22 protein-coding genes and 1 tRNA gene are annotated in these 25,525 nt (G+C 70.4%); 10 read left to right on the forward strand and 13 right to left on the reverse strand.

Features of this window, described 5'->3' with window-relative positions:
• On the reverse strand, positions 1 to 997 hold a 997-nt coding region (locus EHS43_RS09700; protein WP_148104032.1), incomplete at its 3' end, for an AMP-binding protein.
• A 253-nt stretch (positions 998 to 1,250) separates the two neighbouring features.
• Between EHS43_RS09700 and oxc the strand changes: the two genes are divergently transcribed.
• Both oxc and frc read left to right on the forward strand, forming a co-directional pair.
• Positions 1,251 to 2,999 carry an oxalyl-CoA decarboxylase gene (oxc, locus tag EHS43_RS09705; RefSeq protein ID WP_125190120.1) on the forward strand — a complete coding sequence of 583 codons (1,749 nt, stop codon included), beginning with the start codon at positions 1,251 to 1,253 and terminating at the stop codon, positions 2,997 to 2,999.
• Positions 3,000 to 3,055: 56 nt separating this feature from the next.
• Complete coding sequence (gene frc, locus EHS43_RS09710) at positions 3,056 to 4,312, forward strand: formyl-CoA transferase (RefSeq protein ID WP_125190121.1); 1,257 nt, start codon at positions 3,056 to 3,058, stop codon at positions 4,310 to 4,312.
• Positions 4,313 to 4,377: 65 nt separating this feature from the next.
• Here frc and EHS43_RS09715 read toward each other — a convergent pair whose 3' ends face one another.
• Complete coding sequence (locus tag EHS43_RS09715) at positions 4,378 to 4,773, reverse strand: PAS domain S-box protein (RefSeq protein WP_260470457.1); 396 nt, start codon at positions 4,771 to 4,773, stop codon at positions 4,378 to 4,380.
• Between the two features lie 193 nt (positions 4,774 to 4,966).
• Between EHS43_RS09715 and EHS43_RS09720 the strand changes: the two genes are divergently transcribed.
• A tRNA-Leu gene (locus tag EHS43_RS09720) sits at positions 4,967 to 5,051 on the forward strand.
• 168 nt (positions 5,052 to 5,219) lie between these two features.
• Entirely contained in the window at positions 5,220 to 6,725 is a 1,506-nt protein-coding gene (locus EHS43_RS09725; protein WP_125190123.1) for an FAD-dependent monooxygenase, read from the forward strand.
• A 12-nt stretch (positions 6,726 to 6,737) separates the two neighbouring features.
• Here the strand turns inward: EHS43_RS09725 and EHS43_RS47555 are convergent, their stop codons facing one another.
• On the reverse strand, positions 6,738 to 6,866 hold the full coding sequence (locus EHS43_RS47555; protein ID WP_260470458.1) for a hypothetical protein: 129 nt from the start codon (positions 6,864 to 6,866) through the stop codon (positions 6,738 to 6,740).
• Positions 6,867 to 7,039: 173 nt separating this feature from the next.
• Here EHS43_RS47555 and EHS43_RS09730 point away from each other — a divergent pair, with 173 nt between their 5' ends.
• The gene (locus EHS43_RS09730; protein WP_125190124.1) at positions 7,040 to 7,321 is read left to right on the forward strand and encodes a DUF6059 family protein; all 282 of its coding nucleotides are present in this window, start codon (positions 7,040 to 7,042) and stop codon (positions 7,319 to 7,321) included.
• A gap of 7 nt (positions 7,322 to 7,328) precedes the next feature.
• Here EHS43_RS09730 and EHS43_RS09735 read toward each other — a convergent pair whose 3' ends face one another.
• From EHS43_RS09735 to EHS43_RS09755, 5 genes are all read right to left on the reverse strand, one after another.
• A complete protein-coding gene (locus EHS43_RS09735) occupies positions 7,329 to 8,564 on the reverse strand; it encodes an FAD-dependent monooxygenase (protein ID WP_125190125.1) in 1,236 nt (411 codons plus the stop codon).
• 8 nt (positions 8,565 to 8,572) lie between these two features.
• The gene (gene asnB, locus EHS43_RS09740) at positions 8,573 to 10,426 is read right to left on the reverse strand and encodes an asparagine synthase (glutamine-hydrolyzing) (RefSeq protein ID WP_125190126.1); all 1,854 of its coding nucleotides are present in this window, start codon (positions 10,424 to 10,426) and stop codon (positions 8,573 to 8,575) included.
• 90 nt (positions 10,427 to 10,516) lie between these two features.
• Complete coding sequence (locus tag EHS43_RS09745; protein ID WP_125190127.1) at positions 10,517 to 10,774, reverse strand: acyl carrier protein; 258 nt, start codon at positions 10,772 to 10,774, stop codon at positions 10,517 to 10,519.
• 62 nt (positions 10,775 to 10,836) lie between these two features.
• Positions 10,837 to 12,066: a ketosynthase chain-length factor gene (locus tag EHS43_RS09750; RefSeq protein ID WP_125190128.1), complete on the reverse strand. Its 1,230-nt coding sequence runs from the start codon at positions 12,064 to 12,066 to the stop codon at positions 10,837 to 10,839.
• Complete coding sequence (locus tag EHS43_RS09755) at positions 12,063 to 13,334, reverse strand: beta-ketoacyl synthase (protein ID WP_125190136.1); 1,272 nt, start codon at positions 13,332 to 13,334, stop codon at positions 12,063 to 12,065. Before EHS43_RS09755 ends, EHS43_RS09750 begins: the two co-directional genes overlap by 4 nt.
• Positions 13,335 to 13,602: 268 nt before the next feature.
• Here EHS43_RS09755 and EHS43_RS09760 point away from each other — a divergent pair, with 268 nt between their 5' ends.
• On the forward strand, positions 13,603 to 15,234 hold the full coding sequence (locus EHS43_RS09760) for an NAD(P)/FAD-dependent oxidoreductase (protein WP_260470459.1): 1,632 nt from the start codon (positions 13,603 to 13,605) through the stop codon (positions 15,232 to 15,234).
• Between the two features lie 70 nt (positions 15,235 to 15,304).
• Here EHS43_RS09760 and EHS43_RS09765 read toward each other — a convergent pair whose 3' ends face one another.
• A complete protein-coding gene (locus EHS43_RS09765; RefSeq protein WP_125190130.1) occupies positions 15,305 to 15,865 on the reverse strand; it encodes a flavin reductase family protein in 561 nt (186 codons plus the stop codon).
• A gap of 17 nt (positions 15,866 to 15,882) precedes the next feature.
• Positions 15,883 to 16,713: an AfsR/SARP family transcriptional regulator gene (locus EHS43_RS09770; RefSeq protein ID WP_125190131.1), complete on the reverse strand. Its 831-nt coding sequence runs from the start codon at positions 16,711 to 16,713 to the stop codon at positions 15,883 to 15,885.
• Between the two features lie 295 nt (positions 16,714 to 17,008).
• Between EHS43_RS09770 and EHS43_RS09775 the strand changes: the two genes are divergently transcribed.
• Positions 17,009 to 18,340 (forward strand): cation:proton antiporter, encoded by a 1,332-nt coding sequence (locus EHS43_RS09775; RefSeq protein WP_125190132.1) that lies wholly within the window; start codon positions 17,009 to 17,011, stop codon positions 18,338 to 18,340.
• A gap of 88 nt (positions 18,341 to 18,428) precedes the next feature.
• Here the strand turns inward: EHS43_RS09775 and EHS43_RS47050 are convergent, their stop codons facing one another.
• Positions 18,429 to 19,043, reverse strand: a complete 615-nt coding sequence (locus EHS43_RS47050) for a TetR/AcrR family transcriptional regulator (protein WP_125190133.1) — start codon at positions 19,041 to 19,043, stop codon at positions 18,429 to 18,431.
• 198 nt (positions 19,044 to 19,241) lie between these two features.
• Between EHS43_RS47050 and EHS43_RS09785 the strand changes: the two genes are divergently transcribed.
• The 3 genes from EHS43_RS09785 to EHS43_RS09795 all read left to right on the forward strand — a co-directional run bounded on the left by EHS43_RS09785 (position 19,242) and on the right by EHS43_RS09795 (position 22,064).
• Entirely contained in the window at positions 19,242 to 20,249 is a 1,008-nt protein-coding gene (locus EHS43_RS09785; protein ID WP_260470460.1) for an ATP-binding cassette domain-containing protein, read from the forward strand.
• Between the two features lie 35 nt (positions 20,250 to 20,284).
• Positions 20,285 to 21,139, forward strand: coding sequence for an ABC transporter permease (locus tag EHS43_RS09790; protein WP_125190134.1), 855 nt, complete (start codon positions 20,285 to 20,287; stop codon positions 21,137 to 21,139).
• A 268-nt stretch (positions 21,140 to 21,407) separates the two neighbouring features.
• A complete protein-coding gene (locus tag EHS43_RS09795; RefSeq protein ID WP_125190135.1) occupies positions 21,408 to 22,064 on the forward strand; it encodes a response regulator transcription factor in 657 nt (218 codons plus the stop codon).
• Between the two features lie 65 nt (positions 22,065 to 22,129).
• Here EHS43_RS09795 and EHS43_RS09800 read toward each other — a convergent pair whose 3' ends face one another.
• Together EHS43_RS09800 and EHS43_RS09805 are read right to left on the reverse strand one after the other, a co-directional pair.
• The gene (locus EHS43_RS09800; RefSeq protein WP_125190138.1) at positions 22,130 to 24,334 is read right to left on the reverse strand and encodes an MMPL family transporter; all 2,205 of its coding nucleotides are present in this window, start codon (positions 24,332 to 24,334) and stop codon (positions 22,130 to 22,132) included.
• Positions 24,335 to 24,556: 222 nt separating this feature from the next.
• On the reverse strand, positions 24,557 to 25,525 hold a 969-nt coding region (locus EHS43_RS09805), incomplete at its 5' end, for an acyltransferase domain-containing protein (RefSeq protein WP_148104033.1).

The following is a 25,525-nucleotide window of genomic DNA, read 5'->3' on the forward strand; positions in this document are numbered from 1 at the left end:
CCGTCATCCCGTACGCGGACAGCAGCGGCGCGCCGAACGTCCGCTCCAGCGCCCGCTGCGTCGCCGTGTTGAGGGGCGCGCTGCAACTGCGTACGAACTTCAACGGCGGTGCCTGCGCGCCGGGATGCTCCCGCTCCGAACGGTCCAGAAGGATCTCGTGGATGGCCGGCACCGCCGTGAACCACGTGGCGCCCACGGCCCGCATCTGGTCCCAGAACGTGCCCGCCGAGAACCGCCCGCGCTCGGGCAGCAGCACACAGCCCCCGCTCGCCAGGGAGGACAACAGCGCCGCGAACAGCCCGTGGCCGTGGAAGAACGGCATCACCGCGACCGTGGCGTCGCCGGGCCCCAACTCGTAGGTGGCGCAGATGTTCCGCAGGGAGGCGGCCACGTTGGCGTGGGTCAGCGGGACCATCTTCGCCCGGTCGGTGGTGCCGGCGGTGAACAGCACGACAGCGTCCTGCGGGGACAACTCACCTGCGGCGCCCACGACATGGGTCTGCTCGCACACCCCGGGTTCCAGGCCCACCGCGGCCGCTTCCGCCCGCGACACGTCCACGCGCAGCGGCCACGCGGGCACCGGAAGGGTCATGCCGTCGGGCACGGATGGGCCGATGAGCACGGACCTCGCCCCCAACGCCGACAGTCTGGAAGCCAGTTGGGGCGGGGGCAGTGCCGGGTCCAGCGGCGCCGTGACCAGCCCGGCCCGCGCCGCACCGAGCAACCCGACGACGAACTCGGTGGTGTTGGCACAGATCAGCCCGACCGCGTCACCGCTTCCCAGCCCCGCCCCGCGGAGCCGTGCGGCCACGGTGTCGGCCAGGGCCGCGAGCGTCCGGTACGACAGCGGGACCCGCTCGCCTGCCCCACCGGCCACCAGGGCCCGGGCGTAGGGGCGTTCCCGTACGTGCCGGTCGAGGAGGCCGGCGAGACCCGTGACCTCCGGGGGCCGGTACCGGTCCGCGTCCCGCACGGATGCCGCGGCCGGAACAGCCATGACCCCACCTCCTCGCACAGCCCTGACGAACATCCTCTGCGAGCGTGCGGCGGCACCCGGGAGACGTCCAATACCCGCTGGCGAACGGCCGATAGCAGACGTCTATCAAGGCCGTTCCCGGGCTCCTGACCAGCCCTCGATAGACGCCGTTTATCGGCTGGTCGCCGATGGGTCTTGGACGCGGACGAACGCGCTGCGGATGGTGAGAGAAGTAGCCGCTCCGGCAGGACCTGCCCAAGGAGGACCTCGGACCATGACCGCTCCCTCGACCCTGGAGACCGCGGCAGCAGCCGACGTTCCGACCGAGCTCACCGACGGGTACCACCTGGTCGTCGACGCGCTCAGGATGAATGACGTCGACACCATCTACGGGGTGGTCGGCATCCCGATCACCGACCTGGCCCGGCTCGCCCAGGCGCAGGGCATCCGCTACATCGGCTTCCGCCACGAGAGCAACGCCGGACACGCGGCCGCCATCGCCGGCTACCTCAACAAGAAGCCCGGCGTGGCCCTCACGGTCTCGGCCCCCGGCTTCCTCAACGGCCTGGTCGCGCTGGCGAACGCGACCACCAACTGCTTCCCCATGGTCCAGATCTCCGGCTCCAGCGAGCGCCACCTCGTCGACCTCAAGCAGGGCGACTACGAGGAGATGGACCAACTCGCCGCCGCGCAGCCCTTCGTGAAGGCCGCCTACCGGGTGAGCCGGGTCGAGGACATCGGACGCGGCATCGCCCGCGCCCTGCGCACCGCGATCTCCGGGCGCCCCGGCGGTGTCTATCTCGACATCCCCGCCGCGGTGCTCGGCGCCATCCTGCCCAAGGCGGAGGGCGACCGGACGCTGAGCCGCCTGGTCGACCCCGCCCCGCGCCAGCTCCCGGCGCCGGAGGCCGTGGACCGCGCGATCGAGCTGCTGGCGTCCGCCGAACGCCCGCTGGTGGTCCTGGGCAAGGGCGCCGCGTACGCCCAGGCGGACGCCAAGGTACGGCAGTTCATCGAGTCCACCGGCATCCCCTACGTCCCGATGTCGATGGCGAAGGGCCTGCTGCCCGACGACCACCCGCAGTCGGCCGCCACCGCGCGCTCGCTCGCGCTGAAGAAGGCCGACGTCGTGATGCTGATCGGCGCCCGTCTCAACTGGCTTCTCGGCCACGGCCAGAAGGGCTGGAACCCGGACGCCAGGTTCGTCCAGATCGACATCGACCCCAAGGAGATGGACAGCAACCAGCCCATCGCCGCGCCCCTCGTCGGGGACATCGAGTCGGTGCTCGACGCGCTCGCCGAACGCACCAAACCCGGCCAGATCACGGCCCCTTCGGCCTGGCGCGAGGAACTCGTGGCGCGCTCGGCGCAGAACGTCGCCAAGATGGCCGAGCGCCTGAAGGCCGACCCGCACCCGATGCAGTTCATGGGCGCCCTGAAGGCCGTACGGGACGTCGTACGCGCGCACCCGGAGACGTACATCGTCAACGAGGGCGCCAACGCCCTGGACATCGCGCGCAACGTCATCGACATGCACGTGCCGCGTCACCGCCTCGACAGCGGCACCTGGGGCGTGATGGGCATCGGCATGGGCTACGCCATCGCCGCCGCCGTCGAGAGCGGCGCCCCGGTCGTGGCGATCGAGGGGGACAGCGCCTTCGGGTTCAGCGGGATCGAGATCGAGACGATCTGCCGCTACAAGCTGCCCGTCGTCACCGTGATCATGAACAACGGCGGGGTCTACCGCGGCGACGACACCAACCCGTACGACGACGCGCCCTCGCCCACCACGCTCATGTCGGCGGCCCGTCACAACCTGCTCATCGAGGCGTTCGGCGGCAAGGGGTACCGGGCCACGACGCCCGCCGAGGTCACCGCGGCCCTCACCGAGGCCCTCGCCTCCGGCGGCCCCGCACTCATCGACTGCGTGATCGACCCCTCGGCCGGCACCGAGAGCGGCCACATCTCGCACCTGAACCCCAAGGGCATCACCGTCGGCAACATCACGCCCGCCAAGAAGTGAACGCCTGGATCTCCCAGACCTCCCAGACCGCACAACTTCACGAAAAGGAAGCACACATGAGTGAAAAGCCGCTCGCCGGAATCAAGGTGATCGACTTCACCGGGGTCCAGGCCGGTCCCGCCTGCACGCAGATGCTGGCCTGGTTCGGCGCCGACGTCCTGAAGGTGGAGCGCCCCAACGGCGGCGATGTGACGCGCCGTCAGCTGCGGGACATCGAGGACCTGGACGCGCTCTACTTCACGATGCTCAACAGCAACAAGCGCTCCCTCGCCATCAACACCAAGACCGCCGAGGGCAAGGAGGTCCTGGAGAAGCTCATCAAGGACGCCGACGTGCTGGTGGAGAACTTCGCCCCCGGCGCCCTGGACCGCATGGGCTTCACCTGGGAGCGCATCCAGGAGCTCAACCCGCGCCTGATCTTCGGCTCGGTCAAGGGCTTCAACGACCAGTCGTCCTGGAACGACCTCAAGGTCTACGAGAACGTCGCCCAGTGCGCGGGCGGCGCCGCCTCCACCACCGGCTTCTGGGACGGCCCGCCCACCATCTCCGGCGCCGCCATCGGCGACACCAACACCGGGATGCACCTGGCGATCGGCATCCTCACCGCGATCATCGACCGCGGGCGGACCGGCCGGGGCCAGAAGGTCTCCGTCTCCATGCAGGACGCCGTCCTCAACCTGTGCCGGGTCAAGCTGCGCGACCAGCAGCGCCTGGAGCGGGTCGGCCACCTGGAGGAGTACCCGCAGTACCCGAACGGCGAGTTCACCGACGTGGTCCCGCGCGGCGGCAACGCGGGCGGCGGCGGCCAGCCCGGCTGGGTCCTCAAGTGCAAGGGCTGGGAGACCGACCCGAACGCGTACATCTACTTCACGGTCCAGGAGCAGAACTGGAAGCGCACCGCCGAGGTGATCGGCCACCCCGAGTGGGCCGAGGACCCGGAGTACGCCACCGCGCGCGCCCGCCAGTCGCACATCTTCGAGATCTTCGAGGAGATCGAGAAGTGGCTCGCGGACAAGACCAAGTACGAGGCGGTCGACATCCTGCGCGAGTGGGAGGTGCCCTGCGCGCCGGTGATGAGCATGAAGGAGATCGCCTACGACGAGGACCTGCGCAACAGCGGCACGGTCGTCGAGGTCGAGCAGAAGGGCCGCGGCACGTACCTGACGGTCGGCAGTCCGGTGAAGTTCTCCTCCTTCAAGCCGGAGATCGTCGGCGCCCCGCTGCTGGGCGAGCACAGCTCCGAGGTGCTGGTCGAGCTGGGCTACGACGAGGAGACCATCGGCCGGCTGAAGGAGAGCGGAGTCATCGTCTGACGGGAAGCCGACGCGAAGCGGCCGTGACCCGCGGGTCACGGCCGCTTCGCGGTGCCCCGCGGGGCTCAGACCGCCGTGGCCTCGGCCCGGCGCCGCATCAGCTCCCGCTCCCGCTCGCGCCGCGCGGTGACGTCCCGGATGACCGCGCCGCAGTAGGGGCTCCCGTCGGGGCCCGACAGCAGCACCACGCTGAACTCGATGGAGAGCTTGCGCCCGTCCGCCGCCAGCGCCGGCACGTTCAGCAGGTCCGCGTCCCCGTACTTGCTGGACCCGCGGGCCATGGCCGCGTCGAAGCCTTCCTGGTGCCGCTTGCGGTGCCGCTCGGGAATGATGACGTCCAGGCTCCGGCCCGCCACGTCGGCCGCCGGGAACCCGAAGATTCGCTCCGCCCCCCGGTTCCAGTAGCGGATCAGCCCCTCGCTGTCGATGATCACTATGCCGTCGGGTGCCTGGTCTGCCATGCCCAGTACCACTGCGGATTCCAGAGCTTCCATGTCGCCTCCGAGCCGGGGCCGTTGGATGGCAAACAGTATACAGAATACTGTCGCCACGGCCCCTGACCGGACGGAAACGCAGGTGAAAGGCACTCCGAAAGCTTGGTATTGTTGTGCGTGTCGCCGCGGGGAACACCCCCGTCAAGGCGGCAGACACCTGGTCCGGGTGGCGGAATGGCAGACGCGCTAGCTTGAGGTGCTAGTGCCCTTTATCGGGCGTGGGGGTTCAAGTCCCCCCTCGGACACTCACTCATCTCGCACACACCATGTGCCGACCCCACGGTCGGCACATTTTCTGTTTGGTGCTCGGTCAAAGGTCCCGTGCGATCCCCGCCAGGGTGAAGATGACCGGTTCCGTGCGGTGCTCGGGGTCCGCCCGCTCATCGTGGGAACCAGTCGTCTGAGGAGGGAAGATGGACGCCGAGGTCATCGTGGTGGGAGCCGGGCCGGTGGGACTGATGCTGGCCGCCGAACTGAGCCTGCACGGCGCACGGCCACTGGTGGTGGAACGGCTGGCCCGGCCCTCCGAGGAGCCCAGAGCGCGCGGCATCGGTCCGTTGGCGGCCGAGGCACTCCGGCGCCGCGGCCTCGGCGAGCCGCTGCGGGCGCATCAGCCCGGCGGTCTCACCGACCGCAGGCGCGACCACGGCAGCGAGAAGGGCCACTTTGCCTGGATCCACAAGATCGACCAGGAGCTGCAGGAGGAGCCGGAGCGGGCGGGCGCACTGATCTGGCAGCCGGATCTGGAGCGGATTCTCGCCGATCACGCGGCGGGCCTGGGCGTCCGGACCGACCGGGAACACGTGGTGACCGGGGTGGAGCAGCGTGCGGATCGGGTCACCGTCACCTGCCGGACCCCGGGCGGGGTGCGACACCTCGACGCCCCGTACGTCGTCGGCTGCGACGGGGGAAGGTCGGCCGTCCGCAAGCTGACCGGGTTCCCCTTCCCCGGAACCGAGCCCCTCATGGTCGCCCGCCGGGCGCACGCCGACGTCGTCTGTCCCGCCGGGCTGCCGCCGACGGGACGGACGCCCACCGGCACCCTGTTCCACGCCCCGGGCATGGTCGGCACCTTCGACTTCGAGGACGTGCGCACCGACCCCCGGGCCCCGGTCACCGCCCGGGAGCTGGAGGCCAGTCTCCGCCGTGTGACGGGGGCCGACGTCGAGGTCACCGCGGTCCACCAGGCCATGCGCTTCACCGACCAGGCCCGCCTCGTCCCGTCGTACCGCAGCGGCAGGGTGCTGCTGGCCGGCGACTCCGCGCACGTCCACTCGCCCAACGGCGGCCAGGGGCTGACCCTGGGCCTGCTCGACGCCGCCAACCTCGGCTGGAAGCTCGCGGCGACCCTGCGGGGAACGGCCCCCGAGGGACTGCTGGACAGCTACACGGCCGAGCGCCGTCCCGTCGCGGAGGCCACCCTGCACAACACGCGGGCGCAGTCCGCGTTGATGCGGCCCGGCCCGCACACCGACGCCCTGCGGGACATCGTCTCCGACCTCATGGACATCCCCGAGGTCAACCGGTACTTCGGCCGGCTCCTCAGCGGCCTCGACACGCGCTACGCCCTGCCCCACGCCGGCCCGGACGCGCACCGGCTGACCGGTACCCACTGCCCCGACGTGCGCCTGAGGACGGACACGACCGCCGGAACGGACACGACCACCCTCGCCCGGCTCACCGAGCAAGGACACGCCGTCCTCGTCCACACCGGGCAACCCGAGGTGGAGCGAACGGCCCGGCCCTGGTCCGGCACCCTTCGCGTCACCCGCGCGGCCGCGATCGAGTACGACGGTCTGTCCGCGCTGCTGGTGCGGCCCGACGGGGTGATCGCCTGGGCCGCGGGATCCGAGGGCACCGCGGACGCCGCCGCGCTGGAGCGCGCGCTGCGCACATGGTTCGCTGCGGACCGGCCCTGACTCCGTGCGCCCTCAGTCGATGCCGCGGCAGATGTGCGGCTCGGGCTCGCCGTCGTCGACCCCGGCGAGCAGGAGCGGCGGTGCCTGCACCGGCTCCTCCCCGTCGGCCGGGCCGTCGTCCCTGCTGAGTGCCTCGTCCATCCGAACTCCTCCGATGCTCTGCGCCGGCCGCGCGGACGGGTCCCCGCGCGGCGGAACCGGTGCCCGCCCGAACGGCCGGGCTCTAGCGAGCCGCTGACGATCGTCCAGCCGTCCCCGACGGGGGGTCGCCACGCTGTGCGTGTGCGTGACCGACCGACGACAGGGGAGTGGGCATGGCCGGGTTCTCACCTCGCGGAACGGTCCTGAGGACGTTCGCCTGGGCTCTCGTGCGCTCCTTCGTGGCTCTCGGATTCCTCCATCTGCCGGCTCCCCACGCCCTGGAGGCGATGGCGGAACTGCGGCGAAGGCAGGAGGAGGGGGCCCCGCCGGCTCCTCTCGCCCGTCCGCCGGCCGGTCACCCCGAGCGGCTGTGCCCGGATCTGCCGCTGAGCCCGCTGGAGCGCGAACTCGACCGGGACCTGTTGCCGTCCCGCTCCCGGCGGCGTGGACGGTGAACACGGTTCAGGTCGCCGCGGAGGGGTAGAACAGCTCCTCGCGGACCACGATCTCCCGATTGCCGAAGGCCAGTCGGTCGAACACGGCCCGGTAGGCCGGGGTCCGGGAGACGAGGGCCGCCATCCTCGGGCGGACCACCGACGCGAGGCCCCCGGCCGACAGCATCGCCTTGCCCTGCATCGTCTGGATCCTCATGATCCGCTGCACGTCCCGCCGACGGCCCGTCACGTACCGCCGCAGCGGCTCGGCCCCGTCCTCACCGTCGTGCAGCGACGCGAGCAGGGCGGGATGCGCCGCCACCGCGTCCTGGACGGCCAGGTTGATGCCCTGGGCCCCGATCGGGCCGTGCGTGTGCGCGCTGTCCCCGATGAGGAGCAGTCCGGGCCGTGTCCACTCCCGGGCCACACCGGAGAAGACGTCGAGCAGCGAGAGATCCCGGAACGAGGTGATCTCCGCGTCGATCCGCTCCGCCTGATCCGGTACGGCCGCGCCGAGCCGTGCCTTGATGTGCTCCAGCCCCTGTGCCGCGAGTTCCTTGTACCTCCGGTGCGGGAGGGTCCAGCCGATCTGGAGGTGCCCGGGATGGGAGGCGTAGGCCAGGACGGGGTTGCCCCCGGCCCGGAAGATCCGCACGTCCGACGGCACGGGACCCTCGCAGGACAGCCTGAACCAGAGCACGTCCTGGTCGAAGGCCTCGAACCGGTCGTAGCCCACCCCGGCCAGTTGCCGCACCTTCGAGTACCGGCCGTCCGCGCCGATGACACAGCGGGCGTGCACCATCAGATCGCCGCGCGGCCCGCGGCCGAGGATGCCCCGTACCCGCTGGCGGGTGTCCGAGATCAGCGCGGAGCACCGGGTGGAGCCGAGGTGGGCGAACCCGGCGTACCGGGAGCACTGCTCCAGCAGTTCCTCCAGGATGTGCCGTTGCGGGATGCTGAGCAGGCAGTTGAAGGGACCGGGCAGCCGGCGGTAGTCGCCGTTGATCAGGATCCGGCCCTTCTCCTCCAGCAGGAAGCGGTCGTGCTCGTGGCAGCCCCGGGCCCGCGCGCCCTTCAGGACTCCCAGCGCGTCCAGGAGTTGCTGGCCGCCCGGCTGGAGGATCTCCCCGCGGTACTCGCGCTCCAGCGACCGGAGCTTCTCCACGACGGTGACGCGGGCGCCGGAACGCAGCAGAAGCAGAGCGAGGGTCAGTCCGGCGGGCCCGCCGCCGACGATGCAGAAGTCGGTCCGTGTCTCCGTCACCGCGCGCCTCACACGTCGAGGGTGACGTCGTACTCGGTGAGCCAGGCGTTGAGCCACAGCGCCATCTCCAGGCTCCCGCGGTCGTACGGCCGGCTGACGTCGCCCAGCGGCCCGGCCAGCATCCGCGCCGCACGCGACCGGTCCAGCAGCGGGGCCACGGGGGAGTCCGGGGCGGCGAGCACGTCGGCCAGCTCGGTGCGCAGGGCCTGTTCGTAGACCGGGTCCTGGGTGGCCGGGTAGGGGCTCTTGACGCGGTCGAGCACCGAACGGGGCAGCAGGTCGGAGGCCGCCGCCCGCAGCAGGCTCTTCTCCCGCCCGTCGAACGACTTCATCGCCCACGGGGTGTTGAAGACGTACTCGACGAGCCGGTGGTCGCAGAACGGCACCCGGACCTCCAGGCCGACGGCCATGCTCATCCGGTCCTTGCGGTCCAGCAGGGTCTGCACGAAGCGCGTCAGGTTGAGATAGCCGACCTTGCGCATCATCCGGTCGTCCGCGCTCTCGCCGGGCAGCCACGGCACCTCGGCGAGCGCCTCCTGGTAGCGGTCCTGGCGGTAGCCGGTGAGGTCGAGCTTGTCGAGGAAGCCCTTGTCCAGCAGTGCCAGACCGCCGAAGTAGCGGGCGGAGCCCGAGGTCAGCCAGGGGAAGGTGTCGGCGCGGACCGCGGCGGGGTTGCGGAACCAGCGGTAGCCGCCGAAGAGTTCGTCCGCCGCCTCGCCGGACAGGGCCACGGTGGAGTGCTGCTTCACGGAGCGGAACAGCAGGTACAGCGACGGCCACATGTCGCCCCAGAACGCGGGCGGCTGGTCCACGGCGCGCAGCACCGAGGCGCGCAGGGTCGGCGCGCTCAGCTCGGCGCTCTCCAGCACGACCTCGGTGTGCCGCGTGCCGACGTGGTCCACCACGTCGTGCACGAAGGGGGTGTCGCGCATGCCGCGCACCGCGTCGGGCTGGAATCGGTCGGCCGCGTCCGCGAAGTCGACGGAGAAGGACCGTACGGCTCCCCGTCCGCGGGCCGCCGAGGCGCGGGCGGCGAGAGCGGTCACGGTGGAGGAGTCGAGGCCGCCGGAGAGCAGCAGACACAGCGGTACGTCGGAGACCAGCTGGCGGGCGACGACGTCCTCGAGGAGCTCCCGTACCGTGGCGATGGTGGTGGGCAGGTCGTCGGTGTGCTCGCGGGCCTCCAGGCGCCAGTAGGTGTGCTTGCGCAGCCCCTGCCGGCCGACCCGGACCATCTGACCGGGCCGTACCTCGTGCATGCCGGCGAAGACGGCGGCCTCGGGGGTCCTGACCATGTCGAGGATCTCGCACAGTCCCTCGGCCGACACCCGGCGCGGCGCCAGGGGGTTGGCCAGGATCGCCTTGGGCTCGGAACCGAAGAGGACGCCGTGCTCGGTGGGCAGGTAGAAGAGGGGTTTGACTCCCATCCGGTCGCGCAGCAGCAGGAGTTCCTCGGTGCGGGTGTCCCAGATCGCGAGGGCGAACATGCCGTTCAGCCGCTCGGCCAGTTCCGGGCCCCACTGGAGATAGCCGCGCAGCACCACCTCGGTGTCGCCCGCGGTCCGGAACCGATGGCCCAGGGTCGTCAACTGGGCGCGCAGCTCACGGTAGTTGTAGATCTCGCCGCAGAAGGTGAGCGAGGCGAGCGTGCGCCCCTCGTCGTCCTCGGCCGTCATGGGCTGGCGGCTGCCCTCCAGGTCGATCACGGCGAGACGCCGGTGGCCGAGCGCCGCGTGGCCGTCGATCCACAGTCCCTCGGCGTCGGGCCCGCGACAGGCCATGGTCCCCGTCATCGCACCCGCCCGGGCCGATTCGTGCGTCAGGTCGCGCTCGAAGTCGATCCATCCTGTGATGCCACACATCGCTGTCTCCCTCGGAAGAAGTCGTCGGCAGGCACCGCCGTCCGCGTGCGGCCTGGCGGTGCCTGGGCGACGAGCGGTAGGAGCGGGAGGTCACACCCGCTCGGTGAGCCCGGTGCTGACCAGGTCCACCAGTTGGCGGGGCGTCCTGATCTCGGCGACCACGTCGTCGGGCAGTTCGACGGAGTAGTCGCGCTCGATGCGGCTCACCGTGTTGAAGAGAGCGAGCGAGTCGTAGCCGAGGTCGGTGAAGTCCAGGTCGAGGATGTCGCCGTCGAGGTCGACCTCCTCGTCCTCGCCCGCGCACTCGCGCAGCAGCTGTACCAGGTCCTTGATCTCGAACGAGGTCATGGGGGTTTCCTTTCCGGGTGAGGGGGTCGGGGCCGCGCACCGGTGGGTGACGGGGCCGGACGTCACGGGGTGGAGCGGACGACCAGCGCGGAGTTGAAGCCGCCCAGGCCGCGGGAGACGACGAGGGCGGTGGACAGCGGCTGCTCGCGCGGTTCGTCCCGCACGAGGTCGAGCAGGTCCTCGTGGGCGGGGGTGTCGACGTGGACCGTGGGCGGGACGACGCCGTCGCGCAGGGAGAGCAGTGCGGCGGCGACGTCCAGCGGGGCACCGCCCGCCAGCAGCCGGCCCGTCATGGTCTTGGGCGCGGTCACCGGGACGGCCCGCGGGCCGAACACCTCGGCGATCACCTCGGCCTCGATCCGGTCGAGTTCGGGCACGCCGGACGCGTCGGCGAAGACCACGTCGATGTCCGCGGGCGCCGTCCGGGCGTCCGCCAGGGCCAGTTCGACCGCCCTGCGCAGTCCCGGTGGCCGCCCCGATCCGGGGCGTGGATCGAACGTCGAGGCGTACCCGGCCATCTCGCCGTACCGGTGGTGCGCACCGCGCTCCCGTGCCTGCTCCCGTCCCTCCATGACGAACAGGGCCCCGCCCTCACCGACGACCGCCCCCTCCGCACGGCGGTCGAAGGGCAGATAGGCGCGGCGCGGGTCGGAGGACTCGCTGGCCCGGCCGGAGCGGATGATGCACAGCCAACTCCACGGGGACAGGGACCCGTCGACCCCGCCCGTGACCATGAGCGGGGTTCCGGAGCGTATGTGGCGCCGGGCCTTGGCCATGGCGTCCAGGCCGCCGGCCTGATCGGCCACCACCGCGCTCCCGGGGCCGCGCAGCCCGTGCCGGATGGAGATCTGCCCGGTGTTGACCGGGTAGAACCAGGCGAACGACTGGTACGCGCTGACGTACCTGCCGCCCTTGGACCACAGGGCCTCCAGTTCCTTCTGCCCGAACTCGAAACCGCCCGCGGAGGCCGCGGTCACGACACCGCACGCGAAGTCGGGCATCGTGGCGGGTTCCGCGCCCGCGTCGGAGAGGGCCTCCTCGGCGGCGATGAGCGCGAGACGTGTCATCCGGTCCGTCTGCGGCAGCAGGCGGCTGGGCAGCCGGTCGGTGGTGCGGTACTCCGGTATCTCACCGGCGACCGTGGCCGAGTAGTCGGACGGATCGAAGCGGGTGATCCGGCGGATGCCGCTCTCGCCGCGCAGCACGGCCGCCCACCAGTCGCCGGTGCTGAGCCCGGTCGGAGCGACGACCCCGATGCCGGTGATCACGGACCGCGGCCCCGAGCCGCTCACCCCTTCCTCCGCTGCGGCTTGTTGAGGACCAGCGCGCTCTGGAACCCGCCGAAGCCGCTGGCGACACTGAGGACCGTGCCGACCTCCTGCTCCCGGGCCACCAGGGGTACGTAGTCCAGGTCGCAGTCGGGGTCCGGCTCGTGCAGGTTGGCCGTCGGCGGGACGACCGAGTGCTCGACGGCCAGGGCGCAGGCCGCGGTCTCCAGGGCGCCGATGGCTCCGAGCGAGTGCCCGATCATCGACTTGATCGAGCTGACCGGGGTGCCGTAGGCGTGCGCGCCCAGGCTCAGCTTGAGGGCGTTGGTCTCGTGCCGGTCGTTCTGCTTGGTGGCGGAGCCGTGCGCGTTGACGTAGTCGATGTCGGACGGGGCCAGCCGGGCCATGTCCAGCGCGGTCGTGATCGCGTCGGCCATCTCCAGTCCCTCGTCGCTCAGCCCGGTCATGGAGTAGGCGTTGCAGCGGGAGGCGTGGCCCGAGATCTCGGCGTAGACGTGGGCGTCCCGGCGGCGGGCGTGCTCCAGTTCCTCCAGGACGAAGACGGCGCAGCCCTCGCCGAGCACGAAGCCGTTGCGGGTGCGGTCGAAGGGCCGGGACGCCGTCTCCGGGCTGTCGTTGCGTGCGGTCGTCGCCTTGATGGCGTCGAAGCAGGCGACGGTGATGGGGGAGATCGCGGCGTCCGACGCGCCCGTGGTGATCACGTCGGCGTGGCCCTCCCGGATCAGGTCGGCGGCGTGCCCGAGGACGTCGATGCCGGAGGTGCAGCCCGTCGACACCACGCCCACCGGGCCCTCCGCCTCGGCGATCCAGGCGAGCTCGGCGGCCATGGAGGAGGGGACGAAGTAGTCGTAGAGATAGGGCGAACCGTGGAACTCGTCGACGAGCCAGGACTTGCCCTCGTCGCTGACGAGCGCGTACTCGCTGTCCAGGCTCATGGTGCTGCCGCAGGCGGTGCCCATCATGACGCCGGTGCGGTGGGGATCGGACTGGCCGAGAACTCCGCTGTCCTCCAGAGCCTCCTTTCCGGCCACCACGGCGAATTGGGTGGTCCGGTCCCACTGCCTGATCTGCCGCCGGGTGAGACCGGCCGCAATCGGGTCGAAGTCGCACTCCGCCGCGACGCGCGAGCGGAACGGCGAGGCGTCGAACAACGTGATGGTGCGGGTTGCCGTACGCCCCGAGGTAAGGAGTTCCCAGTACTGTTTCCTGCCGATTCCGCCAGGGGACACCACGCCGATTCCGGTGATGACGACGCGGCGCCCCTCGGGTATTCCTTGCACCGTCTCTCCCTCCGCTGGGGCTTCCCGGCACCTGCTTTTCCGTGTCTTCCGTACCGGGCCGGAGTCGAGAATGCTGCCGCGCGATCCAGGGTGCTTCGAAGGCCGGTCGACGGGGCTCGCCCGGGTGCCGGCGTGCCCCTGCGGGGCCGGAACGATCGGCCTTCGAGCGGTCTTTGAGGGCCCCTTGCTGCACTGGGGAGAGCCAGCCGTCGTCATGGATCGGCATGGTCCGGTGAAACGAACGAAGGGGTACGCAGATATGCGGCGCGACGAAGGAACGTACGATGTGGCCGTGGTGGGTACCGGCCTCTCCGGAACGATGCTCGGTGCCATTCTCGCAAAGCATGGATTCCGTACGCTCCTGCTGGACGGGGCCCAGCATCCACGCTTTGCCGTAGGGGAATCCACCATCGGGCAGACGCTGTTCATTCTGCGTCTTCTCTCACACCGTTACGACGTGCCCGAGATCGGTCACCTCGGCAGCTTCGAGAGCGTGAAGAAGCACGTCGGTTCCTCGCACGGCCAGAAGAGCAACTTCGGTTTTATGATCCACCGGGACGGTGAGGAGCCCGACCCGCGTGAGACCAACATGTTCCGGCTGCTCGAGGTCACCGGGAACGCGGCGCACTTCTTCCGCCAGGACAGCGACGCGTACATGTTCCACGTGGCCCTGAAGTACGGCTGCGAGGCCCGGCAGAACTACCGGGTCGCCAAGGTCGACCTCGCCGACGACGGCGTCACGGTGATCGGCGCGGACGGCTCGTCCTACCAGGCCCGCTACCTCGTCGACGCCAGCGGCTTCCGCTCGCCGCTCGCCGACCAGTTGAGCCTGCGCGAGGAGCCCAGCCGGCTCAAGCACCACGCCCGGTCGATCTTCACGCACATGATCGGCGTCGAGCCGGCCGACGACCATCTGCGGCACGGGGCCGCGGACCGGCCGCCGGTGCCCTGGCACAGCGGGACCCTGCACCACATGTTCGACCGCGGCTGGATCTGGATCATCCCGTTCGACAACCACCCGGACGCCACCAACCCGCTGTGCAGCGTCGGCCTCCAGGTGGACGAGCGGCGCTATCCGGAGCAGCCGGGGCTGTCCGCGGAGGACGAGTTCTGGCAGCACGTGCGCCGCTTCCCGGCCGTCGAGCGCCAGCTGGCCGGCGCCCGCAGCGCCCGCGAGTGGGTGCGCACGCCCCGTATGCAGTACTCGTCCACCCGGACCGTCGGCGACCGGTGGTGCCTGATGTCCCACGCGGCGGGATTCATCGACCCGCTGTTCTCGCGGGGTCTGTCCAACACCTGTGAGCTCATCAACACCCTGGCCTGGCGGCTGATGGAGGCCCTGCGGGACGACGACTTCTCCCTGGAGCGCTTCGAGCCGGTGGAGCGGCTGGAACAGGGGCTGCTCGACTACAACGACAAGCTGGTGAACGCCTCGTACATCAGCTTCCAGAACTACGACCTCTGGAACGCCGTCTTCCGGATCTGGGTGACCGGCAGCGCGGTGGGCAGCAAGAGGTTCCTCAACGCCCTGAAGGCGGCCAAGGCGGCCGGGAACGACGAACCGCTGCGCGCGCTGGACGACAGCAAGTACCCGGGGCTGTGGTGCCCGACGGACTTCAACGCGGAGATGTTCGAGGAGCTCGTCGCCCAGTGCGACGCCGTCGACGAGGGCCGGGTGTCGGCGCAGGAGGCCGCCGACACCATGCTCGGGCGGGTCCGGGAGTCCGACTGGATGTTCCCAGCGCTGGGGCTCAACCGGCCGGAGCAGCGGTTCATCAGCCCGACGGCCGAGAACATGCAGGTGGTCGCCGAGTGGGCGAAGGACCACCCGCGCACCGAGATACGCGATCTGCTGGCGGTCTCGCCGCAGCAGGTGCAGGCCACTCTCTGAGGAAACCGCGGATGCGGTGTGCCGCTGCCGGACGATCCGGCAGCGGCACACCGCATCCGCGTCGGGGGAGTCATCCCTCGGTCGCCAGGGTGAGGCCCGAGCCCAGTGCGTCGTGGCCCGGCCATCCGGCGTACTCGCGGCGCCAGTACATGAGGGGTCCGCGGGTCTGCAGGGCGTCCCCGCCGACGATCGTGCCGATGACCACGGTGTGGTCGCCCGCCGTGATGGCCGAGTCCAGCCGGCACTCCGCGTAGGCGACGGTGTGGTCCGGCAGCCAGGGCAGGCCCAGCGCCTCGGCCGGCTGCCAGGCGACGGAGGAGAAACGGTCCTCGGCCCGGGACGCGAAGTGGGAGGAGACCCACTCGCGGTTGGCGCGCAGCACGTTGACGGCGAACGCTCCGGTGCCCAGCATCTCCCGCAGCACCCGGCTGCGGGAGTTGACGCAGACCAGCAGCAGGGGCGGATCCTGGGACACGCTGCACGCGGCGCTGCACGTGAAGCCGCACGGGTCGCCCTGGGAGTCGAGCGTGGTGACGACGGTGACGCCGGTCGGCAGCGCGCCCATGATGGCGCGGAACGTCTCCGGTTCGACGGGCGGTGCGCCGGACGCGGGAGGGGTGGTCAGTGACATGGACCTCTCCTTCACGGCTAGTGCACGGGGGCGGACGCGCGGCCGACGACACCGCGCGGGGGCACGGGCAGACGCCGGTGGGAGCTGCGGGCACGGGAGTCGGCGGCGAGGATCTCCTGGTGCAGGTGCCACAGTTCGGCCGACGGTTCCAGGCCGAGCTCGCGGCGCAGCAGCTCGCGCACGTTCTGGTAGGCGTGCAGCGCCTCGCTGCGGCGGCCCGCCTTGTCCAGCGCCACGATGAGCTGGCCGTGGAACCACTCGTTGAGCGGGTGGACGGTCACCAGCGAGCGGAGATCGGCGATCATCTCGCGGTAGTTCCCGAGCCTCATTTCCGCCGAGACCCGCAATTCAAGAGCCTCAATATGACGCTCCTCCAGGTTCACCAGATATCCGCGCAGCACGTTTCCGCAATCCACTCCGGCCAGCGGCGTACCCCTCCACAAGGCCAGTGCGTCTTTTGCGGACTGGGCCGCCGCCCGGAAATCCTGAGCCGCTGCCGAAACCTTCGCGCGAGCGATGAGGGTGTCGAATTGCTTGATGTCGACCGCGTGATCCGCGACGCTCAGGACATACCCGGGCGCGGCCGTCCTGACGATCTCCTCCGCCTTGTCCGGACCTACCGCTCGCGTCAGTGACCTGCGGAGATGATAGATGTACGTCTGGGTCGTGGTGATGGCGGTCTGTGGTGACTGGTCCCCCCACAACTCCTCTATCAGCGTGTCGAGACTGACGACCTGGTTGGCCCTGAGCAGGAGCAGAGCTAATACCTTCTTGACTTTCGGGGCGTGCGGCGTGCATAGCTGACGATCGTGCATCACTTCCAGTGGGCCGAGCAGTCTGAATTCCATTTACCTGTCCCTTCCGGAGCAATAAGACCGGTTCTGGATTACCTCTGGCCTGAACTTAATGTGTCGGAGAGGTCGCGGGCAACGGGGCCTTCTGAAGGTTGCCTCACTTGAACCAGTAGGACCGGTGCCGATGTAACTTTCGATGTAGTCGGACCCGGCGGGGCGTGCTCTATGTGTCAGTTGTCCGGTTCGGGTTCTGGCGGGAACCCGTCTCCGCTGTCGCTCGAACGACCCTCCGATCGGCGATGCCACGGTGTTCGCTCCGTACGCGACCCTTCCTGTGCAGAGGAGCGCCATGCCGATCGCCTCGCCGGTGGCCCCGATCCCGGCTCATTCCCTGCTCGTCCTCCTCCTCCAGGCCGGACTGCTGCTGCTCCTGGCGCTGGTGTTCGGCCGGCTGGCGATCCGCGTCGGACTGCCCGCCGTGGTGGGGGAGTTGTGCGTGGGCGTGGTCCTCGGACCGTCGGTGCTCACGCATGTCGCCGGGGACCTCTCCCACTGGCTGCTGCCCCAGCAGCCGGAGCAGTTCCACCTCCTGGACGCGGTGGGACAGGTCGGGGTGCTGCTCCTGGTCGGTGTCACCGGCATGGAGCTCGATCTCGGCCTGGTGCGCCGCAGGGGGCGTACCGCACTGGGCGTCAGTCTCGTCGGGCTGGTCGTCCCGCTCGCCCTGGGTGTGCTGGCCGGCTGGTACGTGCCGGAGTCGTTCCTCGGCGAGGCGGTGAAGGAGCGCCATGTGTTCGCGCTCTTCCTCGGCGTGGCCATGTGCGTCAGCGCGATACCCGTCATCACCAAGACGCTGGCCGACATGAACCTCCTGCACCGCAACGTCGGTCAGCTGACCCTGGCGGCCGGCATGATCGACGACATCGTCGGCTGGATCCTGCTGTCGGCCGTCTCCGCCATGGCCACCACCGGTGTGCACGCCTCCACGGTCGCGACCTCGCTGATGTGGCTCGCGGTGGTCGTCCTCCTGGCGGCGACGGTGGGGCACCGGCTGCTGGGGACGGCACTGCGGATGACCGGCCGCACCCCCGGCTCCGGGGCACCGGTCGCGTTGGCGGTGGCCGCGGTGCTGCTGTGCAGTGCCGCGACCCAGTCGATGGGCCTGGAAGCGGTGTTCGGCGCGTTCGTGGCCGGCATCATGCTGCGCCGGTCGGGCGGGATCGAGCTGTCCAGGCTGGCCCCGATGCGCGCCTTCGTGATGAGCGTGCTCGCGCCACTGTTCTTCGCCACCGCGGGGCTGCGGGTGGACCTGACCGCGCTGCGGCGGCCCGAGGTTCTCGGTGTGGCCCTGATCGTCCTCGCGCTGGCGGTGCTCGGGAAGTTCGTCGGCGCGTTCGTCGGGGCCAGGTTCAGCAGGCTCAGCCGCTGGGAGGCGCTCGCGGTCGGTGCCGGCATGAACGCGCGGGGCGTCATCGAGATCGTGGTGGCCTCGGTGGGGCTGCGCCTGGGCGTCCTGACGTCCGAGTCCTACACGATCGTGGTGCTGGTGGCGGTGATCACCTCGATGATGGCGCCGCCGGTCCTCCGGCTCGCCACCCGGCGCATCGAGTACACGGCGGAGGAGGCGCTGCGCGCCCGGGTCGCCGCCCAGGCCCGGGGGGAGCGGCTGGACGTGGTCTGACAGCCGCGGGCAACGGCGCGGACGGCGCATCGGCGGGGTTCCCGTGCCGGTGCGCCGTCCGTGTGCGCGTCCCGGCGCGGGCCTGCGGTCAGTCGCTCAGCAGGGTGGCGACGGTGGTGCGGATCTGCTCGCGCAGCACGTCGGTGCTCAGGTCCTCGTAGAAGGACGTGTACATCACGAGCGGGCCCATCATGGCGCCGAACGCGCAGCCCAGCCGGATGCGGTCGGAGGGCGGCAGGGACGCGTCGGCGAAGAGCGCGGCGAGCGGCTCGCCCTGGGCCTCGATCTGGGGTCCCAGCACCGGGTCGTCGGCGAACAGCTTCTGGAACGCGTCGTCGTTGCGGTCCCACACCATGAAGAGTCGGCGATGGGTCAGGGCGATCTCGATGATCTGGTCGAAGGCGCGCTGCCATGCCTCGGCGTCCTTGCCCGCCACGGTGAGCCGGTCGGCGATGCCGCCGTTCACCTCCATGATCTGCTCCACGATGGCGCGGGCGATGTCCTCCTTGGTGCGGAAGTGGTAGTAGATGGCCGCCTTGCTCACATTGAGCCGCTCGGCGATCTCCCGCAGGGACGTGCCGCCGTACCCCTGGGTCGTGAAGAGCTCCGTGGCCACCGCGAGCAGCCGATCGCGGGTGCTGCCCGAACCGGAGGATCCGGCGTCCTTCTTGCTGGCCTGGTCCTTTGCTGATGGCGCGACCATGACGTCGACCTCTCCTTGACGATTGGCAAGTGATTCCCTTACCGTTTGGCAAGTGACCACTGGCCGGTGAGCATAATTCGGGCTTGCCGACGGGATCAATTATGGGATGCACAGTAGCAATCCGGGATCCAAGCGCGGTCGCAAGGCCCCGCGCAGCGGTCGCACCGCCCCTGACTCCGACCCCATGAGGAGAAATCCGTGTCTGTCTCTCCTGGAGGCGACATCGCCATCAGCGTTCGAGGACTCGTCAAGCGCTTCGGCGACTACGAGGCCCTCAAGGGCGTCGACCTCGAAGTGCCCGCGGGTTCGGTCGTCGGGGTGCTGGGGCCCAACGGTGCGGGCAAGACGACGACCGTGCGGGTGCTCGCGACCCTGCTCAAGCCGGACGGCGGCCAGGTGCGCGTGGGCGGCCACGACGTGAGCAAGGACCCCGCGGCCGTCCGCCGGGCCATCGGGCTGACCGGGCAGTACGCGGCCCTCGACGAGTTCCAGGGCGGGCGGGACAACCTGGTCATGATCGGGCGCCTGGCCGGCCTGCGGCGACGCGCGGCCCAGGAGCGGGCCGACGAACTGCTGGCGGAGTTCGACCTGGTCGAGGCGGCGGGCCGCCCCGTCAAGGGCTACTCCGGCGGCATGCGGCGCCGGCTCGATCTGGCCGCGAGTCTCGTGGCCCGCCCGCGGATCCTCTTCCTCGACGAACCCACCACCGGTCTGGACCCGCGCAGCCGCAACGTGATGTGGGACGTCATCCGCGACCTGGTGGCCGACGGCACGACACTGTTCCTGACCACGCAGTACCTGGAGGAGGCCGATCAGCTGGCGGACCAGATCGTGGTCATCGACCGCGGCCGGGCCATCGCCAAGGGGACGCCCCGCGAACTCAAGTCCATCCTGGGCGGCGCCCAGTTGGAGGTCGTCGTCTCGGCCGGCGGCGATCTCGCCACGGCCGCACTGGTGCTGGGCGGCTTCGGCACCGGCCCCGCCACCATCGACCCCGAGACGCGCCATGTGCAGGTCCCCGTGACCGCGCGTCCCCGTCTGGCGACGGACGTGGTCCGGTCCCTGCTGAGGTCGGGCATCGAACTGGACGACTGCTCCGTCCGGCGTCCGTCGCTGGACGACGTCTTCCTGGCACTCACGGGGCACTCGGCCCTCGCCCAGGACGAGCCGGCCAGCGAGGACGACGTCGTGGCCGCGGCCGGCTGACCAGGCTCCCGTATGTCTGTATTGGAGAACACGAGATGACCACCCTCACGGCTGCTCCCGGCCGCCTCGACGCGGGCCCCGGCACGATCGGCAAGGTGCGCCAGGTGATCGGCGACACCCTGGTGCTCGCCCGCCGCAACCTCGCCCGGACGCTCAGCGAACCCGAGTCCCTGATCGACGTGACACTGACCCCGGTCGTGTTCACCCTGCTGTTCGCCTACGTCGTGGGCGGTGCCATCGCGCTGCCCAACGGGGTGAGTTACCACGACTACCTGATTCCGGGCATGTTCGCGATGACCATGGCCTCGGCGTCGACCGGCACCGCGACGGCGGTCAACCACGACATGTCCAACGGGATCATCGACCGCTTCCGGTCGCTGCCGATGTCCCGGGCCGGCGTCCTGGCCGGGCAGAGTCTCGCGGACCTGCTGACCACGATCATCGCCGTGATCGTCCTGGCCGCGACCGGTCTCGCCATCGGCTGGCGCATCCACACCGACTTCGCGCACGCCGTGGAGGGGTTCGCCCTCATCCTGCTCTTCGCCTACGCGCTCAACTGGGGGATGGCCTGCCTCGGCATGGTCTTCCGCAGCGCGGAGGGCGTCCAGCAGTTCGGGGTGCTGATGATGCTCGGACTGACCTTCGTGTCGAGTGCCTTCGTCCCCACCTCGGGTATGCCGGCGTGGCTGCGTGAGGTGGCGAACTGGAATCCGCTCAGCTCGCTCTCGGCCGCCATCAGGAACCTGTTCGGCAATCCGAATCCCGCGAGCAGCGTGCATGCCTGGCCGCTTCAGCACCCGGTACTCGCGACGACTCTCTACTCGGTCGGAATGATCGTGGTCTTCGCTCCGCTGGCCGTTCGGCTCTACCGTACCCGCACCGGCAAGTAGTAAATTCTGCGCGTCTCAGGCCCCCGCATTGCTGTGGGGGTCTGCTACGCATTCCCCGGCTGTATGCACGGCCGGCGCGGAGCGTTGAATTCCGCATTATTGGACCAGTTTCAATCTTTTACCATTACTGAATCTTTACCTGATTGACGGCCTGGTTGAGATACAGTGCATCGAGGGAATGTGCTGAAAGTCTTCTCGCGTTGATGCTCTGTTCGATTGGCCCAGCGTGCTGTCGTGGCTCGAATCGTACTAACGGGGGGTTCGACGGATGGTGTCGAGGCAGATCAAGGTCCTTCTTGTTGATCACCAGACGCTTCTCAGGGAGTCCCTGGGATCCATGCTGGGTGCGGAGCGGGATCTGACCGTCGTCGGTTGCGCCGTGGGAGGCGCGGAGGCGGTCGATCTGGCGGTCACGGTCCAGCCTGATGTCGTCATCGTCGACGCGGACCGGCCCGAGGGCGTCATGGAGACGTTCATGCAGCTCCGGGTGGCCGTCCGTGATTCCCGGTTCCTGGTGCTGAGTTCGCACGACCAGCCGGCCCTGCTGCAGGAATTGCTCGCGCTGGGCATCAGTGGCTATCTCACGAAAAGCGTCACGGTTCTGGAGCTGGTCACCGCGATCCGGACCGTGGCCGCACGCGACGGCCGTGTGGTGCTCTCGGTGGCCCGGTCGAGTATCGAGCGTATGAGCCGTCCGGACGACGAGACTTCTCTCTCCCGCCGGGAGAAGGAAATTCTGACGCGCATCGCCGACGGATTGAGCAATGGGCAGATAGCCCGGCGCCTCTCCATTTCCGAGGGAACTGTGAAACGGCATGTGCACAGTATTTTCGTGAAACTCGGAGCCGTTTCGAGAATTGATGCGGTCAATAAGTACTCCGCTCTGCGGGAGGGTTGGGTGGCCGTGTACGAATCGGTTTCCTGACCGGTGCCCGCACGCTGAAAGGGACGGCCCGCTCGGGCCGTCCCTTTCAGCGTGCGATGTCGGGCTCAGGCCCTGGCGCGCTCGGACGTCTCGCCGTCCTGCCGGGCCGCCACGACCTGCTGTTCGGGCGCCACGAGGTCGCCGCCCTCCAGGTCGGGCAGCCGGCTCAGCAGCCGCGGGACGTGCCAGTTGCGCTCGCCGAGCAGGAGCATCGCCGCCGGCAGGAGCATGCCCCGGATCACGGTCGCGTCGATGAGCACGGCGATGGCGAGCCCGAGCCCCATCTGCTTCATGCCCTGGAGCGACAGGGTGCCGAAGATCGCGAACACGCCGACCATGATGACCGCGGCGCTGGTGACCACGCCCGCCGTGGTCGCGATCCCGTGCTCGATGGCGTCCCGCGTGGTCATGCCGCGCAGCCGTGCCTCACGGATCCGCGACACCACGAACACGTGGTAGTCCATGCTCAGCCCGAACAGGATGACGAACAGGAACAGGGGCAGCCAGGACTCGATGGCCCCCACGCCCTGCGCGCCGATGAGCGAGGCGCCCCAGCCCTTCTGGAAGACCGCGGTGAGGATGCCGTAGGCGGCGCCCACCGACAGCAGGTTGAGCACCGTGGAGGTGAGGGCGATCAGCGGCGACCGGAAGGACAGCAGCATCAGCAGGAACGCGAAGGCGATGACGAAGGCGAACACCGGGGCCACGCTGGAGCCCAGCTTGTCGGCGAAGTCCTTGGACGCGGCGACGGATCCGCCGATCGGTGCCCGTACACCCTCGACCTTGCCGAGGGTCTGCGGCCGTACCTCCTCGCGCAGCACCTTCAGGCTCTTCTCGCTCCTGGCCCGCGAGTCGCCCCCGGCCAGCGGCACCTCGATGACCGCGAGGTTCTGCTTCTCGTGCACGGTCACCTGGACCGGGCCGCCGGAGGCGCCGGAACGGACGGCGCGCTCGCGGAACGCGGCGATGGCCCCGGTCACCTGTGCGCCGGTGATGTCGTCGGCGGTCACCACGACCTCGGCCGGCTCAGGACCGCCCGGGAACGTCGTGCTGATGTCCTCGTAGGCGCGGACCATGGGCACGTCGCCGAGTTCCTGCTTGAGGGTCAGGTCCGCCGGATGCAGGGCGGTGGCCGGGACGGCGAGGGCGATCAGCGCGCCGGCGCCGACCAGCAGGGACAGCTTGGGGCGGCGCAGCACGGTGCCGAGGACGGCGCGCCAGACGCGGCTCTCGCTCTCCGGGGCCTGCCGGGCCGGCCTGCGCCAGGGCAGCCGCCCCTTCTCCACCCGCTCGCCGAGCAGGGACAGCACGGCCGGCAGGACGGTCACCGAGCCGATCATGGCCACGGCCACCACCAGCAGGGTCGCCAGGCCCATGCCCTCGAACTCGATCATGCCGGTGAGGAACATGCCGGCCATCGCGACGATCACCGTGCTGCCGGAGACGAGGACGGCCCGGCCGGAGGTGGCGGACGCGATGCTCAGCGCCGTCCGGGAGTCCCTGCCTCGCGCCCGTTCCTCGCGCTCGCGGCGCAGGTAGAAGAGGCAGTAGTCCACGCCGACGGCCATGCCGACCAGGAGCATCACGATGCCGGAGCTGTCGCTCATGGGCACCGCGTGACTGGCCAGTGCCACCAGTCCGGTGGTGGCCACGACCGCGGTCAGCGAGAGGACCACCGGCAGGACGGCCGCGACGAGCGCGCCGAAGGCGATGAAGAGGATGCCGATCGCGAGCGGCACCACCGAGTACTCGGCCTGCGCGAAGTCGTCGCTGAACGCGTCACCGATGGTCTTGTCCGCGCTCGCGGCGCCGAACTCCTCGACCTTCATGTCCTTGTGACGGTCCGCCACCTCCTCGACGGCGGTGAGGACCGGGCCCACCCGGTCGCCCGCGGTGGCGGGGTCCCCCGTGACGGCGAACTGCACCAGGGCGGCGTGGCCGTCCCGGGAGACGGCCTTGGTGTCGTAGGGCGAGCGGATGTCGGTGACCTGTCCGGTGGCCCGGACCGAGGCGATGACGTCGCTGACCGTGTCGCGGGCGGCCCGGTCGGTCACCGAGCCGGTCGAACGGATCAGTACGGACTCCAGCGCGGGGTCCTGGACACCCTTGTCGTGCAGGGTCTTGATGACCTGTCCGGCCTCGCCGGGCACGGTGTCGTGGTCCGCCGCGTCGATCTGCCCGACGATGCCTCCGACGACCACGGAGACGACCGCGAAGAGCAGCCAGGCGGCCACGGCCGTCCAGCGGTGCTCGGCGCTCCAGCTGCCCATGCGGCCGGCGAGACCGCGCGGCCGGAAGGCCGGCTCCGTAGTGGTGCGGCCGGGTGGTCGGGTCCGGCTCTTTCCGTGTACTCGCGCCACGGGTCAGCCCCCTTCGGGTGTTCGGGAAGGTCAAGAACGGAAGGTGCGGAAGGTGCACGGGCCGGCCGGGCCGTCACTGTCTCATCGACAAGCTACTACTTGTCAGACGGTAAGTGCCTGGCTGTACGATCGTCAAGTGAGGAGGTGGGTCAGCGCAGTTCGGAGGAAGGCCAGGTCCCCGCCGGGCCGCGGAGGCAGCAGCGGCACCACACGGCTGCGCCGCGACCGCACCTGGGGATGCCGGCGCGCCAGCATCGACAGCCCTTGCCCGGGCCCCGTCTCCACCAGGGTGAAGTCGTCGTGCCGCAGCAGGTTGTCCAGCGCGGGCCAGAACAGCACCGGCTCGGCGAGCTGCTGGGCCCAGAACCCGGCGTCCGCCGCCTCGTGCGGGCGCACCGGCCGCCCCGTGCGGGTCGACCACACGCGGATCACCGGCGAGTTGAGCGACACTCCGCGGAACGCCGTCTCGAACACGTCGGCCGCGCCCGCCACCGCCGGGCTGTGGAAGGCCTGCCGCGCGGGCACCCGGCGCGCGGCCACCCGGGCCTCGCGCAGGGCCGTCTCGACCGCGGTGAGCTGAGGCTCCAGCCCGCTCAGCACCGTCTGCGCGGGTGCGTTGACCGCACCCACGGCCACCGCACCCGGGGCGCCCCCGGGACCGTCCGGCAGCAGATGCGCGAGTTCCTCGGGGCGCGCCGCCACGGCCAGCATGCCCCCGGGCCCGACGCCGGCCATCGCGGCGGACCTGGCCGACATCAGCCAGGCCGCGTCGGCCAGGTCGAACACGCCGGCCAGCGCGGCCGCCGCCAGTTCCCCGATGCTGTGCCCGAGCAGCACCGCGGGCCGGAGGCCGTGGGCGAGCAGGGTGCGTCCGAGCGCGTATCCGACGGCGAAGAGCAACGGCTGGGCGCGGGAGGCGTCGTCGAGCGGAACGCGCGGGTGCTCGCTCAGCCAGTCCTCGCGCAGCTCCTCGCCCTCCCGCCCGAGCAGCGTGAAGAACTCGTCCATGACGGCGGTGAACACCGGCTCGTGCCCGTAGAGGCCGGTGGCCATGCCCGGCTGCTGGGCCCCCTGACCGGGGAACAGCAGGGCGACGGGGCG

The sequence above is a fragment of the Streptomyces sp. RP5T genome (assembly GCF_003933965.1).
Taxonomy (GTDB): Bacteria; Actinomycetota; Actinomycetes; order Streptomycetales; family Streptomycetaceae; genus Streptomyces.